Consider the following 16,152-nt stretch of genomic DNA (forward strand, 5'->3'; position numbering starts at 1 on the left):
ACCCCCGTACACAAACTACTTGACAAGCCCGCACCGCCGCCAGTGCCGCGCACGCCAGGTACACCAGCGCCACTGTGGCCCACCCCAGGCCGAACCCGCCGGGGGAGCTGACCACAGCGCCCATCAGTGCTGGCCCCACCGAAAATCCTGCGAACAGGCCGGCGGTGGTGATCCCACTGGCCGAGGCCATCTGGCCGGAGGGGATGGAGCGCACCAGCACACTCATCAGCACCACCGAGACGCCCAGCGCCGAGGCGCCGTGGAGGCAGACTGCCACCCACAGCAGCCCGGCCCACCCGGTGGCCCCCACCACGTAGAAGGTCACCGCCCCCAGCAGCGCGAGCCCGGCCAGACTCAGCAGCACCCGCGGCCCGGAGGCCCCGCGGGCCATCACCCGGGCCCACCCGATGCGTGCGGTTACTCCCACTGCGCCCGCCACCGCGGCGGTGACCCCACCGAGTACGAGGGAGAAGTCCAGCTCCCGCACGGCGAACAGTGGAAGGTAGACGTTGGTGGCTTGGACCCCGATGCCATTGAGCAGACCGAAAGCTGCCAGCGCCCACACCATGCCCGGGTACCCTGTGCTCGACGCCGGCTTCGCTTCAGCAGACTCAGAGCTGGGCTCAGTCGGCTCCGACGCCACCTCTGGCAGCAGCGGCACGGTTCGCAGGATCCGCCAAGTGAACACCAGCAGCACCAGAGGAATCAGAGTGATAACTGCGGCGGCCCCTCGCCACCCCACCGCCAGGGCAAGCAGCGGAAAGGCCAGGCTGGCGGCCAACTGGCTGGCCTGGACGCCGGACTGCTTGATGCCGACCCAGCCGATGCGTCGCTTTCCCGCTACCCGTTCCAACAGGATCCGGTTGGTCACACCGTTGGGAAAGGACTGCGCGAGCCCAGAGAGGCCCACTGCGATGAGCAGCACCACATACCCTGCAGGGACTGCGGCGAGCAAGAGGGCCGAGGCTGCCAGGAGGAAAACCACTGTCATGAGGAACAGATCCGACCGCCGGTCCGCTACCCGGGCCAGGGTGGCGTTGCCCAGGGCGGCGGAGGCGAATCCGACAGTGGCGAGCAGGCCGAACTGTGCCTCGTCAATACCGAGGTCAAGGATCACCCGGTCGCTGGTGGCGCTGAGTCCGTACAGCAGAAGAGGCCCTACCCCCACAGCACCTAGCAGGAGGCTGAGCAGGCCTGGCCCCGCCTTGCCCTCAGGTGCATTGCACATGGAACTCTCCAGTCCTGCAGCGCCACGGCGGAATGGACCCCTTGACCCAAGTCAGTCTTGTTTCTCACGAGGGGGACGCGTGCGTGCGTTCCCAGGCTGTTTCAAAGAGCTCGGGCACCCCTGTCTTCAGATGACTAGAGAACTCAGCGTCGTCAGGTCGTTCGCCTTGCAACCACCGAGTATAGATCGCTTCACAGAAGATGGCGGCCTTCCACAGTGCTAAAACTTCATACCAATGGAGTTTCTCCAAGTTCAGATCCGACTGCTGAGAATAGAGCTTTATCACTTCGTCACGGTTCGGGAACCCTTCGCCTCTCGTGACGGTGGTCAGTTCCATCACCGTAGGACGCGCCCCGCGACTCGCGTAAGTGGCCAGCAGGTAACCTACGTCCGCCAATGGGTCACCCAGGGTGGCCATTTCCCAGTCGAGTACCGCTTGGACCCGGGGGTGATCTTCGTTGGCGAACATGAGGTTTCCGATGCGGAAATCGCCATGGATGACTGTGTGGCGCTGGGTCGGCGGTCTATTATCGGCGAGCCAGGTGCTCAGCCGCTCCATCAGGGGAAGGTCACGCAGTGTGTTCTGCGGCCACAGCTGCGTGAAGCGTCGGACTTGCCGTTCCAGATAACCGTCGGGCCGCCCCAGTGTGGATAGCGGACCTGCCGTGACATCCAGTGAGTGAAGGCCTGAAAGCGTGCTGACGGTCCGTTCGACTAATTCGCGGCGTCGCTCGTGGGCCGCGAAGCGTTCTGGAAGTTCAGATGTGACCACGTCCCCCTGCAGATAATCCATCAGATAGAACGGAACCCCGAGGAGGCTGCCGGAAGACTCGACGGCGCGAATAGTGGGCACCGGAAAGCCGCATTGAGCCAAGGCGGCCTGGACTCTGGCTTCGCGAACCATATCGTGGGTGGATTTCGGAAGCGGGGGTCGTGGACCCCTGCGAAGAACAACATCGGCGCCGTGGCGGCGGATACGAAATGTGGCATTCGACTGTCCTTCACCGATGGGGTCAATGCACAGTGGGCCACTGCCGATGTCATGCTCATCGAGAAAGCGACGCACGCTCTCGGTGACAATCAGCGGCGACATCGACAGTTCGGCGGCTTCAGCTTCGGTGGCTACGACATCCTGTGTCCTGTGGGCGGTCACGTCAGTGGAGGAACTCATTTCGTTGACCCACTCTCTTGGCCGTCCGGTTGTTCGTGGCGACGTTGACGCTCCCGCGCTCGGCGTCGTGATGCTCGTCGGGCGATAGCCCATTTATGGGTCTCGGTCGAGCCGTCGTATATGCGAAACGGTCGAACTTCATTCAGGTACTGGGCTAACGGGAGATCATCGGAAACGCCGTCGCCGCCGCACAACTGGATAGACCTGTCGATGACGCGATAGATCGCTTCGGAGCAGAACACTTTGGCGACCGAGGACAGCCGGGTGCCGGCCCGGTTATCCTCTTCAAGCAGCGTCGCTGTCCTCTGAATGAGCGAGCGGCTGGCTTCGATGTCGATTTCAGATTGCGCAATCAGTTCTTGGGCGAGTCCCTGCTCATCGAGGCGGGACCCGAAAAGGCTGCGATCGTGGGCCCTGTCGAGTGCGATGTCTTGGGAACGTCTGGCCAGCCCCAACCACCGCATGCAGTGCGTGAGCCGCGCTGGCCCCAATCTCACTTGGGCGTACTCCATCCCACGGTGGGGCTCCCCAAGAACCGCTGAGTCCGGCACCGACACATTGTTGAACTCGACATGTGGGTGGCCTCCGTCGATCACTCGATCCACGGTATTGATCTGGCGTGTGATCGTCATTCCCGGGGTGTCCATGGGCACGAGGAACATCGTTGCTTCGCCGACTTCGCCCGTGCGGGCCATCGCGATCATGAACTCAGCGAGGTTCGCCCCCGAGGAGAACCTCTTTTCGCCATTGATCACCCACCCCGAGGAGCTGCGCTCGGCAGTGGTCGACAATTGTGAGGGATCCGACCCGGCTCCGGGATGAGGTTCTGTCATGCCAAAACACGATGAGGCGTGTCCTCTGGCGAGCGGTTCCAGGAACTGACGCTTCTGTTCCGGTGTAGCGATTTGTTCCAGCATGTGCATGTTGCCCTCGTCCGGGGCCATGCAATTAAGGACCACCGGGCCGATGGGCGAGTACCCGGCAGCCTCAAAGACTTCGGGCCACTGTGACAACGGGAGACCAATGCCGCCCCACTTCGAAGACACGTGAGGAGCAAACAGCCGAGCTGCTTTGGCAGCTGCACGGAGTTCATCACGGACCGGCAGTTCCAAGTACTGACCAGGAGCAGGTTCGGCGGGAATGACCACATCACGTATGAAGTCCTCGACTCGGTGCACAAGGTGATCGAGTTCGGCACGCGATCGGCGATTGGCGTCGTCGTCACTCGGCGGTTCCCGGCGGGGAGCTTTTTGGATCATTGCATCCTCATCAGCTTTCGAGGGGCTGGTTTCTGGCTGGGGGCTCACGCTGTTCCTCCGGCGACTGTGAGACCCCCGTCGACGGTGAGCACTTCGGCGGTAATCCAAGAGGATTCCTCGGACGCCAGGAAAGCGGCAGCGGCGCCGATGTCGTCGGGAACGCCTAGCCGTTTCAGCGGGTAAGCGGAAGAGACCGTCTCCTCCTTCCCCTGATAAAGAGCCTCGGCGAACTGTGTCTTGACCACGGCCGGGGAAATCGCGTTGACCCGGATCTCTGGGCCGAGCTCCACTGCGAGCGTGCGCATGAGATGAGTGACCGCAGCTTTCGAAATTCCGTACAACCCAATGTTGGGAGCCGGGGTTGTCCCCGTCACTGATGAGAGGAAAATGATGCGCCCCCTGTGTTGCTTGAATTGAAGGGCCGGGTGTGCCACGGTCTTTTGGACCCAGCCCAGACCCGCAAAGACGTTAACTTCAAATACTTTTCGCGCGGCCTCCAAGTCGAGGTCGGCCAGTGGCCCGTATACCGGATTGATGCCCGCGTTATTGACGAGGACGTCGAGCCGGCCATGTGTTTGAGCGATCCCTTCCAGCACTTCGTCCTGATGGCTGGGGTCATCAGCCTTTCCCGCGAAACCGATGGCGCTGCCAGGGGGTAATGTGCGAATGGCGTCATCCAACCCCTCCTGTTTGCGAGCGGTGAGTACCACCTTCGCGCCGCGCCGGGCGAGTGCCTCAGCGATGCCCAGGCCGATGCCGCGGCTTGCGCCAGTTATCAGGGCCACTTGTCCCTCAAGCGATGTTTGTGCTGCCTGCGCCATGTCAGTCCTTCCTGGGGCGGACGTTTCTGTGTGAATTCCGAAGTACCCGGCGCTGAATCTTGCCGGTCGGTGTTTTGGGAAGCTCATCGATGACGAAGACGTCCTTGGGCACTTTGAACGCCGCGAGTCGCTCACGGACCATTGACGTCACTTCGGCCGGAGTCAGGCTTTTTCCCGCTTGAAGAGAGACGAAGGCGACCACGCGCTCGCCGCTGTAGTCATCGGAGAGTCCCACCACGGCCACTTCCCTGACAGCGGAATGCTCGTAGATGACGTCTTCGACTTCACGGGGCCAGACTTTGTACCCTGAAACGTTGATTTGATCCTTTTGTCGGTCGATCAGATACACCCAACCATCTGCGTCGAGCAGCGCCACATCCCCGGTGTGTAACCAGCCATCACGGATCGTCTCTGCCGTAGCGTCGGCCTTGTTGAGGTATTCCTGAGTGCATTGGGGGCCACTCAGGACCAGTTCTCCCATGGTTCCCGTTTCGACTTCGTGACCGTGGGGGTCAACGACTCGCGCAAGAAGTCCTGGCAGGGGCACCCCGATGGACAGGCTCCCGGATAGCTCGTCCACGGGGGCGCGGCGGCCCAGCGGCACACCGATGACTGCTGAGGCGGTCTCAGTCATACCGTAAACGTTGTGAATGTAGTGACCGAAGCGGTCCTCAAACTTCTTGACCGTGGCCGGGGGTACCGGCGCGCCGCCCGAATAGACGCTTTTGAGCCCTGAAAAGTCCTCAATCCTCGGTTCAGGGCTGTCCAGCAGCGCGTTGTATACGGTGATCGAGCCAAGGATGTGATGAACACTGTGATTTCTGAGGCCACAGAGCATACTGTCTGGACGGACCCGTCCCACGAAAATCAGGGGTGCTCGGCCCACCGTGAGCGCCATCGCTGCGGTAGCTACAGCACCTGTGATGTGGAACAGCGGAGCCACGGCTAATACTCCTTCACCGGGGCACACGTCGAGCCACTGCTGTACCCCGTAGCCGACCGAAAGCAGGTTCGTGTGTGATCCGACGGCTCCCTTCGGTGACCCGGTGGTTCCTGAGGTGTAGGTCAGTAACGCGGCGTCGTCTCCGGTTACCCTCACTGGCTCCGGCACTGAGCCGAGATGCGGAAGCAGAGAACGAACCAGGCCCTCCTCGGATGGGGTCGCCTCATGGTGCTGGCGCTTCAGCTGTGCGAGGTCATGATCATCAGTGCACAGGACCCACGGTGTCGGGCCATCGAGGTCCAGCTTCGTTACCTCCTCGACAGAAGTTTCCGAGGAGACCAGGCCTACAGGCGAAGCGTCATTGAGAATGATCGTGAGTTCGTGCGCCCCGTACATTGTATTGAGAATGAGCGGGACAGCTCCCAGTTTCCATAGGGCCAACATGCACAACGCGAACTGTGGGACGTTTTGCAGTTGGACTCCTACACGGTCCCCGTAACCCACTCCCTTGGTCTGGAAGCACACCGCAAGTGCATTCGCAAGATCGTTGACCTGTGTGGCGTTCCAGTTCAGGTCCAAGTATTCGATCGTCGAACCGTCGGGTTCGTCCCGTACACGGTGAGCCCAAGCTTCTGTGAGCGTCTCTGCACGCATCGGATGGGTCTCAAGTGAGGGAGCGACATGAGGAGGATACAGAGAGGTCCAGGGGCACTTGATGGCTGACACGGTGGCTCCTCCCGAATCCTTTGCTTGGTCTCGCAAAGCTGACATCTCACGACATGTTACCGAGCGATCGCTCGGTAGGTTCTAAACTAGCTTAAACCCAATGTTTTGTGTAGCGCCTCAGTGGTACCGTCGGTCATCCTCTGCCGTAGCATTCTGTACCAACGTCCAAGGCGGTGCTGGAAAGAGGCTAAGAATGAAGTTTCCGCGGGTCTTACCGCATGAGTTGCCTTTGTCGCCCATCAGCAGGGCAGCACTGAGGTGTTTCGCGGTCAACGGCTACCACGGAACCACGATCCGGCAGATCGCCTCCGCTGCGGGACTGTCGGTCCCAGGCATCTACCACTACTTCGGGTCTAAGCAAGACATTTTGGTGGACCTGTGCGAGGTGGCTATGGGGGAGCTTATTAGCGCTTCTGAACGCGCTATCGACGAAGCTGGAGTCAACGTCCTCGACCGCTTTGATGCCTTGGTGGAATGCCTAGTCCAATTCCACGCAGACTTCGCCGACGTCGCGTTCGTGACGTTCAGTGAAATTCGATCGCTCAAAGATGAAGCCTTGGTGCGCCACCTGGCGGCACGTCGCCGTGAACAGGAGCTGATTACCGCGCTGGTTGAGGAAGGGGTGGAAACGTCGGTCTTTCAGGCGCCAGATCCGCGACACGTGGCTAGGGCAATTTCGAGTATCTGCATCGGGATCTCACAGTGGTACCGTTCGGACCAAGGATTGTCCGTTGACGAACTGTCTGAAGTGCACGTCAGAATCTGCCGTGACACTGCCCGGTGGGCCCGCACATAAAATCGCCCCGGATCAATTGCTCACATCCAGGAGAATCTTCCCAATGTGCTGGCTAGCTTCCATCTCGCGGTGAGCGGCTGCCGCCTCTGTCAGCGGGTGGCGTGAGTGAATTACTGTGCGTATCGGGAGCGGGCGATCCGCCGCGAACAATGGCCACAAGTGTGCGCGTACTTCCCGGACGATGGACGCTTTGTCTTCGACTGAGCGACTGCGCAGTGAAGTAGCGAGAACACGGCCCCGTTTCATCAATAGGGCACCGAGATCCAATTTGCCCTCTTTCCCGCCAATTAGGCCGATCACGACTAGCCGACCATCTGGCGACAGGGCCTGCACATTGCGTTCTAGGTACTGCCCTCCTACTACGTCGAGAATGACGTTGACCCCTCGCCCCTTGGTGGTGGTATTTACTCTTTCGACGAAGTCTTCTTCTCGGTAATTCACAAGGACGTCGGCTCCCAGACTGGAGCACTTCTCTAACTTTTCAGCCGCCCCAGCCGTCACGAAGACATGAGCTCCCAGATACTTAGCAACTTGCACAGCCATAGTGCCGATGCCGCTTGAGCCTCCGTGGAGCAGAACGGATTCATTGCTACGTAACCCTGCCTCCATTACAAGATTGGACCAAACCGTGCAGGCTACCTCAGGCAATGCGGCAGCGTCTTTGAGCGGCACATTCGGCGGTAGTGGGAGAACCTGACAGGCGGGGACCGCGACGTATTCGGCATAGCCCCCGCCCGAAAGCAGCGCACAGACTTCCTCCCCGATTGAAAAGCCTGAGGACTCACTGTCAGGTCCCAACGCCGCGATTCGACCGCTGACCTCCAGCCCTGGCAATTCGCTGGCTCCCCGTGGTGGTGGGTAATTTCCTTGGCGCTGCATGACATCAGCTCGATTGACGCCTGCACTGACAACTTCAATGAGCACTTCACCACGCTGGGGGGTCGGTCGGGCAAATTGAGTCGGGACGAGCGCCTCCGCCCGGCCGTTACGAGCGGGGTCGATCATGATTGCTTGCATCGTGGCCATCGTTGTCATAGACCTTTCTCGCTCAGGACTCCGGATCTGCAGTGAATTCGATGTGCTTGGTCTCCGGTCCGAGGAGCGCACCTGCTGATACGAGAATGCCTCCTATCATCAACAAAGGCAGGACGGTGAATTCGAAAGGCATGAAGCGCTCGAGTCCAGCTTGGTAGAAAGCGTAGAACGAAGGGGGTATCACCGCCACGCTATAGCCCAGGCCGAAACCTGATGCTCGCACACCAGTCCTGAATCGTTCATTGATGTAGGTCGTAGTGAGACCCCAGAACCACACGACCACCCAAACAATTGCGGATACGAGTACTGCGAGGCCAAGGAAGCTTTCCGGCGGGGCTGCAAGCATCCAGTAGTAGAGGCCGGTGCCTACTACTGTGGCGCCGAACCCTGACAGCACCAAGAACGGACGGCGTCCGATCCGCTGGCTCACCGCTCCGGCCACCATGTAGCCGACCGCCAGTGCCACGAATGCGACGACCAGCAGGACGGTCACCTGGGTAGGTATCAACCCCACCTGGCTCTGCAGCAATGAGGGCAATATTGCCGTGACGGTGTAGAGGCTGAGCCAAAAACCACTCATCAGGACAAAGACCTGGATGAAGGCTTTGAGGCTGTTGCCGCTGAAGAGGGTCTTCAGAGGTGACTTCGTGCCACCAGTCTTCGTGAACAGGTCCGACTCGTCGACGGAGACGGCGTACCACCACACGTATAACAGGGCAAGGATCCCGCCGATGATGAAGGGGATTCTCCACCCCCACTGAACGTACGGTGAGTCTAACCCGTCGGCCGGGGCTATCTGCAGCATCACGAAGGTTAGCAGTGAGATGGCAACAAAAGCCGCAGGGAAGCCCAGCATGATGTAAGCACCCCACACGCCTCGCTTCTCCCGTGGCATGTACTCCATAGCGAGGGGACTGGCTGCCGAATACGATCCGCCAACAAAAATCCCATCGACGAGCCTCAAGACGATGAAAAGTATTACCGCCGCGATTCCCCAGGCTTCGTAGCCTGGTAGTGCAGCCATGGCAAAACTGAGAATGCCATAGCCGGAGACCGCGATGAGATTGACTTTCTTTCGTCCTATGCGGTCGGCGTACCTGCCGAAGATGAGTGCGCCGATGGGCCGGCCGAGTAGCGTCGAAACGAAAATCAGCGAAGTGACGATCGCAGCCTGTGCCGGTGGCATTTCTGATGAAAGGAAATAGATCATCGCGGGACCGAGTGCAATCACGGGCAGGTAGATGTCGTACATGTCCAGGAAAAATCCTGTGAAGGCCCCGTGTGCAGCTTTCTTTGCGCGGGGGTCCATCTCAGTGGTTTTCGGACTGGCTAACTGCGTGGTGGTCATTCTTGACCTTCCTTTGGCGCAAGCGGTCGGGTGCTCCGATCTGCATTCATCTCAATGAAGCTCAACCGAAGCGTTCGCCGAGCGATCGATCGGTCGGCACGCCCTAGTCTTACTCGCTGGGCTGAGTGTGTCAAGAGTCACATTCGGAAGGAATCATGATGCTCATGCCGAGTCTTGAGGCATGCACGCAAGACCTTGCGCTTGCGTCGGGGCTAAGCTGAACAGGTCAACCGGCAGCCTTTCGCGGCTGAGAGGAGAACCCCGCAGCATGCACTTGAAGACGCTCACGGTCCGCGGGTTCAAGTCTTTCGCCTCCGCCACCACCTTCGAATTCGAACCGGGGGTCACTGCGGTGGTGGGCCCCAATGGCTCAGGAAAATCTAATGTGGTCGACGCTCTGGCGTGGGTGATGGGGGAGCAGGGGGCCAAATCCTTACGCGGGGGCTCCATGGAGGATGTGATTTTCGCCGGCACGGCGGCCCGCCAGCCGCTGGGCCGGGCATCGGTCAGCCTGACGATTGACAACTCTGACGCGGCACTGCCCATCGACTACACCGAAGTCACGATCTCGCGGACCATGTTCCGCTCCGGGGGGTCGGAGTACACCATCAACGGCACCAAGTGCCGCTTGCTCGACATCCAAGAGCTACTCTCCGACTCGGGGCTGGGCCGAGAGATGCACGTGATTGTGGGTCAGGGCCAGTTGGATCAGATCCTGCAGGCGACTCCCGACCAGCGCCGCGGGTTCATAGAAGAGGCAGCCGGGGTGCTGAAGCACCGCCGCCGGAGGGAACGCTCTGTACGCAAGCTGGAATCAATGCAGACCAACTTGGAGCGGCTGGAAGACCTGATCGGGGAGATCTCCCGGCAGCTGGCGCCGCTGGGCCGCCAGGCGAAGGTGGCCCGCCGGGCCCAGCGGATCCAGCATGATGTCCGCGATGCGTTGTCGAGACTGATCGCTGATGACCTGGTTCAGGCCGCCACCGCCCTGCATGCCTCCTCCCAGGGAGAGCACGCCGACCGCGCTGCTGCAGAGCGGCTGGAGGCCGAGCTGGCACAGCACGACACGCAGGTTGGCGCCCTCACCACCGAGGCTGAGGGCCTCCGGCAACGTGCCCAGCAGCTCTCTGACGGCCACCACCGGCTGTCCCAAGCTCAGGAACGGCTACGCTCGGTGGTCTCGATCGCTCAGGAGCGCACCCGGAGTCTCCGCAGCGCAAGCACCGCCCCCCACCCCGGGGGCAGAGACCCCGAGCAGCTGCGCAGCCAGGCCGACCAGTTAGCAGAGCAGGGCCGGGACAAGCTGGCGGAAGTAGAGGAGGCCCAGCAGAGACTCGAGTCCAGCGGTGCGGCCCGTGCCGCTGCAGAGCAGGCTCTGGCGGCTGAGGAGACTCGTATTACCGAGCAGCTCCGGGCCATCGCTGACAGGCGTGCCGGGTTGGCGACCCTGCACGGGAAGAAGGAGGCGGCCCAAGGCAGGGTGGATGCGGCTGCGGCGCGGCGGCGCCGTGCTGAGGGTCAGCTGGAGAATGAGCAGGTGGCCTTGGAGGACACCGAGGCGGAGCTGACGCAGCTGGAGCAGCACATTGCCAGCGTCGAGACTGGGAATCCGGAGGCTCGCCAACAGCTGCAGAGGGCTCAGCAGCGCTACCAGGAGGCCAAAGCGCTTTATGACGACCGGCTGGCCGAGCACCGAACCCTGGAAATCACCGTCAGTGAGACGCGGGCCAGGATCTCCGCGCTGCAGCAGGCTATTGAGGCCGCTGAAGAGCCGGTCAAGCTCGATGACCCCGGAGCGGCGTTCAGCATAGAGATCCTCCACACGCAGGAGGGCCTGGCCGGCACTCTGCAGCAGGCGCTCGCAGGAGCAGTGCTGGTCGATGAGAAGGCTTTCGGCGAAGCACTCGTGGCACGAGGCGACGCGACGGCAGCACTCGCCCTGGACAAAGCCGTCATCCGGCAGGGTAAACGCATCAGCGGACAAGCCGCAGGTGACACCGGCACCACGCTCACCGGCCAGGTGGAGCAGTTGCAGGAGACATTGGTGCGCACCACTGAGCAGCTGAAGAGTCTCAACGCTGAGGTCCAGCGCTGTGAGGGTGACGTGGCATCGGCTGAACACCACGTCAGTGAAGCCTCCGATGCCGTCCATTCCAATGAGACAGCACTGGCTTCCTCAGCTGACCAGTTATCACGCCTGAAGCGGGATGCTCAACGGTCCCAGGAGCGCATCGACGGCCTGGTGCGAGAGATTGAACAGGCGGAAATAGCTGCAGGAGATGCGCAGGAGCAGCTGGATGAACTTGCCGCGCGGGTGGAAGTTGCGCAGAGCGAAGACACGATGGAGGAACCCTCCACGGCAGAGCGTGACCGATTGGCAGAAGAGGCCTCATCCAAACGCCGCGTCGAAGTCGACGCCCGGCTGGAGTTGCGGGCCACTGAGGAGGAGCACAAACAGCTGCTGGACCGGGCGGCGGGGCTGCGACGCTCAGCGGCAGCGGAGGAGGACCGGCAGCAGCAAGCCCGCCGGGAAGCGAAGAGGCGCCAGGAGCAGGCGGCACAGGCAGAGCAGATCGGGGACGAAGCGCAGATGGCTGTGCGGGACATCTCAGGACAGCTGGCTCGCATTGAGAAGGCACGTGACGCCGCCCAGCGCCAGCACGACCAGCTGCAGTCGCATCTGGCTCAATTGGGTCAGAGGAGAGCAAAGGATGCAGCTGAGTTGGCGGAGGTCACGGCTCGGCTCCATCAGGCGGAGCTGAAACAGACAGAGTTCAGGCTGGCGTTGGAGGCAGCCGAAGCCCGCGCGGAAGAGGAGCTCAGCCTGAGCGCGGAGTATCTGATTGAGCACTATGGGCCCGATCAGGGAATCCCGGACCATGAGGCCGACGATGAGCACGGCTCTTCCCGGCCCTATGTGCGTACGGAGCAGGAGCAGCGCTTGACGCGAGCCAGGAAAGATCTCAAGGCGCTGGGCAAGGTAAACCCGCTGGCACTGGAGGAACATGCTGCCCTGGAGGAGCGGCATAGGTATCTGCAGGACCAGCTGAGTGACCTGAAGTCCACCCGCCAGGATCTGCTCAACATCATCGCCGAGGTGGATTCCACGGTGCACCGGGTATTCTCGCAGGCGTGGGAAGACACGCGTGTGCAGTTCGAGCGAGTGTTCTCCCGGTTGTTCCCCGGGGGCGAGGGTCGGTTGGAACTGACCAATCCCGAGGACATGCTCAATACCGGTATCGAAGTTCAAGCCCGGCCTCCGGGAAAACGGATCCGCCGATTGTCGCTGTTGTCGGGCGGAGAACGGTCTCTGACGGCCGTGGCGCTTCTGGTGGCGATCTTCAAAGCCAGACCAAGCCCTTTCTACGTGATGGACGAGGTGGAAGCGGCGTTGGATGATACGAACCTCTCCCGCCTGCTGGTGATCTTTGAGGAGTTGAGGGAGAGTTCACAGCTGATTGTCATCACGCACCAGAAACGCACTATGGAGATCGCTGACGCCCTATACGGGGTGTCTATGCGACAGGACGGCTCGACTCGGGTAGTGTCCCAGCGGCTACGTCAGGCCGCTGCCGCCGAAGAGGCCAAAAAAATGGAGAGTAACCGATGAGACTTTCAATTCCGCTTGGAACTGCTCCGAAGCGTGTGACCATCCGCAGCGCCGAGGCCGTCACGTTCCGGGTGCCGATGGACCTCAAGGCCGAGGACTCGCAAAGGACTATTGCTCCATTCAATTACCTCGTTCACCTCACAGCCGCGACCGCAGGTGGAAAAGAGGTCAGCGGTTTGGGTGAGGCGCAATCGCGTCCCCACCAGACTGGAGACTCCCACGAGCATTCCTGGCCTTTTCTCGATGAGGCACTGGCGAGACTCGTGGGCGAAGAACTGGACTTGCGTGATCCACTGAGCGACATTCGCTCCCGTATTCGGGCGCTGGAAACCAAGGCCGGTGAGAGTGAGTCACTTCCGGTTTTTCCATTTCGGGCGACAATCATGGGCATCGAAACTGCGCTGTTAGACCTCGCCGCAGCGGCGCTCGGGATGACCGTGGCAGACCTCCTTGGCCGGCGCAGGGTCATGCCCACACCTATTCCTCCGGTGCTGCGGCACCGGGACGCCGAGGCCATCGACAGGTTCTTCAGTGGCGTATCGCCGAGGCAGCGGCGCCCGCTGCGGTTGTTGGGTACAGGGGACGTCGAGGCAGACCTCGAGCATCTGCGACACGTGGCGACAAGTAGGAGCCGACTCCACCGCAGCTCGGCCGCACAGCCTCTGTGGATGAATTTTCGCGGACGACTTGATGTTGAACAGGCCCACCACGTAGTCCGCACAGCAGTCCAGTGGTCAGCAGAAGGCCAGCTGCCGAAAACGGTGATCCTGCAGAACCCTCTTCCCTCAGAGGCGCACGAGGAGACCATGGAGCTGCAACGACTCGCAGACGAATTGGCTTCCGGGTACACCACGTCCCCAGATGTGCGGTTGTTGGCGCGCAATGCCGGGCCCGACGTCACGGCGGATCTGGTGAAGTCCGGTGCCGCAGGCGGGGGACTGCGCATGATCAACCTTCGGCCGGCACAAATCGGAGGCGTGCTGCGAACCCTAGAGCTGGCAGAAGAAATACGGGCCCACTCCCCACAGGCTCAGGTGCTACTGACCCACTTCCCGGGAGCTTCGCGGATCACCACGATGCTGCATCGGGACATGGCCAAAGCAGTGCCAAACGTGGAATACCTGTCGACGACGGCAGACGTGGAGAAGCGGTTTAGAGTTTCGGGCCGCCGGTCGAGATGGCGGCGCACTCCGCTCCTTCGTCTGGGATTGGGCTTGCAGCCGTATTACGAAGACTTGGTCACCCAGGCGCGCGCTCGAGTCCTGCATCCTACGCCGCCTCAACCCGCTGTGGGGAACAAGCGCCCCAATACGTACGGGGATGTAGATTACATTTCACCCATTGGCGCATACGCCGTGCACGGCCACATCGTTGAAAGGGAGGCCTTGGCACACGGCCTCAACAGCTGGAGGTTCAACAAGTCCAGCATCGTCGTCTCTGACACAGCAGGGACCCAATTGCCCTTCCGGACCACGCGCTGGCCCCTGTCCGGCGTGGTCGCAGCCTCGGTCGCCAGACATAAGGAAGCCACGCGCATTCTGCTCAAACGAGCGGGAGTCCCGGTCCCGGAAGGCCGCACATTCCACGAAGGTGACCACGGACTCGCCGTGCAGTATGCCCAGAGAATTGGTTTCCCAGTGGTGTTGAAACCAGCCGAAGGGTCCATGGGGGTTGGCGTCACCGCCAATATCCGCAGCGAATCTGAACTGGACACAGCTTTGGAAATGTTCTCTAAGACCGCCCACGGGAATAATGAGTTCATTGTCGAAAAACACATCAATGGTGGGGATTACCGCATTATGGTGATCGGCGACCACGTGGCGGCGGCAGTGGAACGCATTCCGGCCAATGTCGTAGGTGATGGGGTCCAGACTGTTGGCCAACTCATAATGGAAAAAAACGTGGCCCGGCGAGCCAATCCTCACTTAGGCCCTCTTAAGATCCGGTGGGATGCAGCGGCAGAGTACCAACTGCATAAGGTGGGTTACGGTTTCGACAGTGTGCTTCCTGTTGGGGAACGGGTTTACCTTCTCAGCACCAACAACCTCACGCAGGGCGGAGAGTCTATTGAGATTCTCGACGACCTGCATCCCAGCATTCAGGAAGCTTGTGTGAAGGCCGTTCAGGCGGTACCGGGGATGGGGTATTGCGGCGTCGACTTCCTATTGGAAGATCACACCAAACCCCTCGAGGAGCAGGACGCCGCCATCTGTGAACTCAACGCTATGGCTGCTCTCCCCGTCGCCGAGTATCCCGTCTATGGGACACCCCGGCGGTTGTCTGAACAGTTCGTTTTTGAGTGTGCGGACGCATTTGGTCTACAGGCGCAAGCTCAACGGGCTGAGAACTTGAACCTTCGGCTTACCATTCGCGGCGGGATTAAGGGTGTGGGCTATGGCAGGTGGTTTGCGCGGCGTGCTGCCCGTTCAGGGCTGGTCGGATGGGTGAAAAGCACCGGGGAGCGCGAGGCCGAAGCACGTATTTACGGCCCCACTGCGGCTGCAGCCGCGATGGTAACCGTGGCAATACTGGGGCCACCGAAAGCCGCCCCGGAGTCTGTAAAGGCGATTCATGTCCAAGATGACTTGGACACCGTCGAATTTGTTCTGCTTAATGAGGCCGCCGACGAGGGCAACGGAACCGGAATCGAGCCCGGCCCAGGGGGCGCAGCGGAGGACTTTGAGGAAGCCAGCAACTTGGAGTCGGAGGGAGGCTCGGTCTCAGACGATTTGAATGAGAGTGAAGTCGCCGAGGAGCAACTTGACGCCGAAGCCATAGAGGACAAGCTGGAGGAGACACCAGATGATCGTTGAGCCTGTCGTAAGTTCTCGTGTTGAGCCACCGCCGCTGGCCTCAGTGAACTTGGGCCTTCCAATGCCCTTTGGCCGGTGCCCAGCCGACCTCTATGACGGTTGGGTGCTTCATGAAGCGGCGCTCCGCAATGGCCTCAACACACTCCTCTTCCCTGGTCAGGCTCTTATGGCATTTCCCGGGGAGGACCCTACCGGAGGCGTGGCATTCGCTCACGGAGTCGCAAACTCCACGTGGATTTCTGCGGCCACCATGGTTCAGGACAAGCGGATTCGCCGTGACGTGTTAGACGCGGCAGGGATCCCGCAGCCCCGAGGCCGGGCATTTTCCTTGCAACGCGGGAGAACCTACGCCAAAGAGTTTGCGGAAACCATCGGCTACCCTGTGGTTGTTAAGCCCATGGT

The 16,152-nt window shown here is 61.0% G+C and carries 10 protein-coding genes; 3 read left to right on the top strand and 7 right to left on the bottom strand.

The genetic code is table 11. The features are described 5' to 3' along the window. The 5 genes from FEF27_RS01525 to FEF27_RS01545 all read right to left on the bottom strand — a co-directional run. A partial coding sequence (locus FEF27_RS01525) for an MFS transporter (protein ID WP_138169075.1) occupies nucleotides 1–1,228 on the bottom strand: 1,228 nt, incomplete at its 3' end. Between the two features lie 64 nt (nucleotides 1,229–1,292). Continuing rightward, nucleotides 1,293–2,381, bottom strand: a complete 1,089-nt coding sequence (locus FEF27_RS01530; RefSeq protein ID WP_138169076.1) for a phosphotransferase family protein — start codon at nucleotides 2,379–2,381, stop codon at nucleotides 1,293–1,295. 14 nt (nucleotides 2,382–2,395) lie between these two features. Then, complete coding sequence (locus tag FEF27_RS01535; protein ID WP_138169077.1) at nucleotides 2,396–3,658, bottom strand: acyl-CoA dehydrogenase family protein; 1,263 nt, start codon at nucleotides 3,656–3,658, stop codon at nucleotides 2,396–2,398. Nucleotides 3,659–3,702: 44 nt separating this feature from the next. Further along, nucleotides 3,703–4,479, bottom strand: coding sequence for an SDR family oxidoreductase (locus FEF27_RS01540; RefSeq protein WP_138169078.1), 777 nt, complete (start codon nucleotides 4,477–4,479; stop codon nucleotides 3,703–3,705). A 1-nt stretch (nucleotide 4,480) separates the two neighbouring features. Beyond that, nucleotides 4,481–6,076, bottom strand: a complete 1,596-nt coding sequence (locus tag FEF27_RS01545) for a class I adenylate-forming enzyme family protein (protein WP_208009574.1) — start codon at nucleotides 6,074–6,076, stop codon at nucleotides 4,481–4,483. Nucleotides 6,077–6,377: 301 nt separating this feature from the next. Here FEF27_RS01545 and FEF27_RS01550 point away from each other — a divergent pair, with 301 nt between their 5' ends. Continuing rightward, complete coding sequence (locus tag FEF27_RS01550) at nucleotides 6,378–6,944, top strand: TetR/AcrR family transcriptional regulator (RefSeq protein WP_166429873.1); 567 nt, start codon at nucleotides 6,378–6,380, stop codon at nucleotides 6,942–6,944. Between the two features lie 12 nt (nucleotides 6,945–6,956). Here the strand turns inward: FEF27_RS01550 and FEF27_RS01555 are convergent, their stop codons facing one another. Both FEF27_RS01555 and FEF27_RS01560 read right to left on the bottom strand, forming a co-directional pair. After that, nucleotides 6,957–7,961: an NAD(P)H-quinone oxidoreductase gene (locus FEF27_RS01555; RefSeq protein WP_138169313.1), complete on the bottom strand. Its 1,005-nt coding sequence runs from the start codon at nucleotides 7,959–7,961 to the stop codon at nucleotides 6,957–6,959. 31 nt (nucleotides 7,962–7,992) lie between these two features. Further along, nucleotides 7,993–9,327, bottom strand: a complete 1,335-nt coding sequence (locus FEF27_RS01560) for an MFS transporter (RefSeq protein WP_208009576.1) — start codon at nucleotides 9,325–9,327, stop codon at nucleotides 7,993–7,995. Nucleotides 9,328–9,595: 268 nt separating this feature from the next. On the opposite strand from FEF27_RS01560, the gene FEF27_RS01565 reads away from it, so the two are divergent. Together FEF27_RS01565 and FEF27_RS01570 are read left to right on the top strand one after the other, a co-directional pair. Continuing rightward, nucleotides 9,596–12,937 (top strand): chromosome segregation SMC family protein, encoded by a 3,342-nt coding sequence (locus tag FEF27_RS01565; RefSeq protein ID WP_138169081.1) that lies wholly within the window; start codon nucleotides 9,596–9,598, stop codon nucleotides 12,935–12,937. Next, nucleotides 12,934–15,750, top strand: coding sequence for an ATP-binding protein (locus FEF27_RS01570; protein ID WP_138169082.1), 2,817 nt, complete (start codon nucleotides 12,934–12,936; stop codon nucleotides 15,748–15,750). The genes FEF27_RS01565 and FEF27_RS01570 overlap by 4 nt, the downstream gene beginning before the upstream one ends. The last annotated feature ends 402 nt before the right edge of the window (nucleotides 15,751–16,152 follow it).

It is taken from the genome of Nesterenkonia sphaerica (genome assembly GCF_005771565.1).
In the GTDB taxonomy this organism is placed as follows: Bacteria; Actinomycetota; Actinomycetes; order Actinomycetales; family Micrococcaceae; genus Nesterenkonia; species Nesterenkonia sphaerica.

Coding starts and splice junctions, on each gene's coding strand:
- FEF27_RS01545 (WP_208009574.1), bottom strand. CDS start 6,076: ATGCGTGCAGAGACGCTCACAGAAGCTTGGGCTCACCGTGTACGGGAC.
- FEF27_RS01570 (WP_138169082.1), top strand. CDS start 12,934: ATGAGACTTTCAATTCCGCTTGGAACTGCTCCGAAGCGTGTGACCATC.
- FEF27_RS01565 (WP_138169081.1), top strand. CDS start 9,596: ATGCACTTGAAGACGCTCACGGTCCGCGGGTTCAAGTCTTTCGCCTCC.
- FEF27_RS01540 (WP_138169078.1), bottom strand. CDS start 4,479: ATGGCGCAGGCAGCACAAACATCGCTTGAGGGACAAGTGGCCCTGATA.
- FEF27_RS01555 (WP_138169313.1), bottom strand. CDS start 7,961: ATGCAAGCAATCATGATCGACCCCGCTCGTAACGGCCGGGCGGAGGCG.
- FEF27_RS01560 (WP_208009576.1), bottom strand. CDS start 9,327: ATGACCACCACGCAGTTAGCCAGTCCGAAAACCACTGAGATGGACCCC.
- FEF27_RS01535 (WP_138169077.1), bottom strand. CDS start 3,658: ATGATCCAAAAAGCTCCCCGCCGGGAACCGCCGAGTGACGACGACGCC.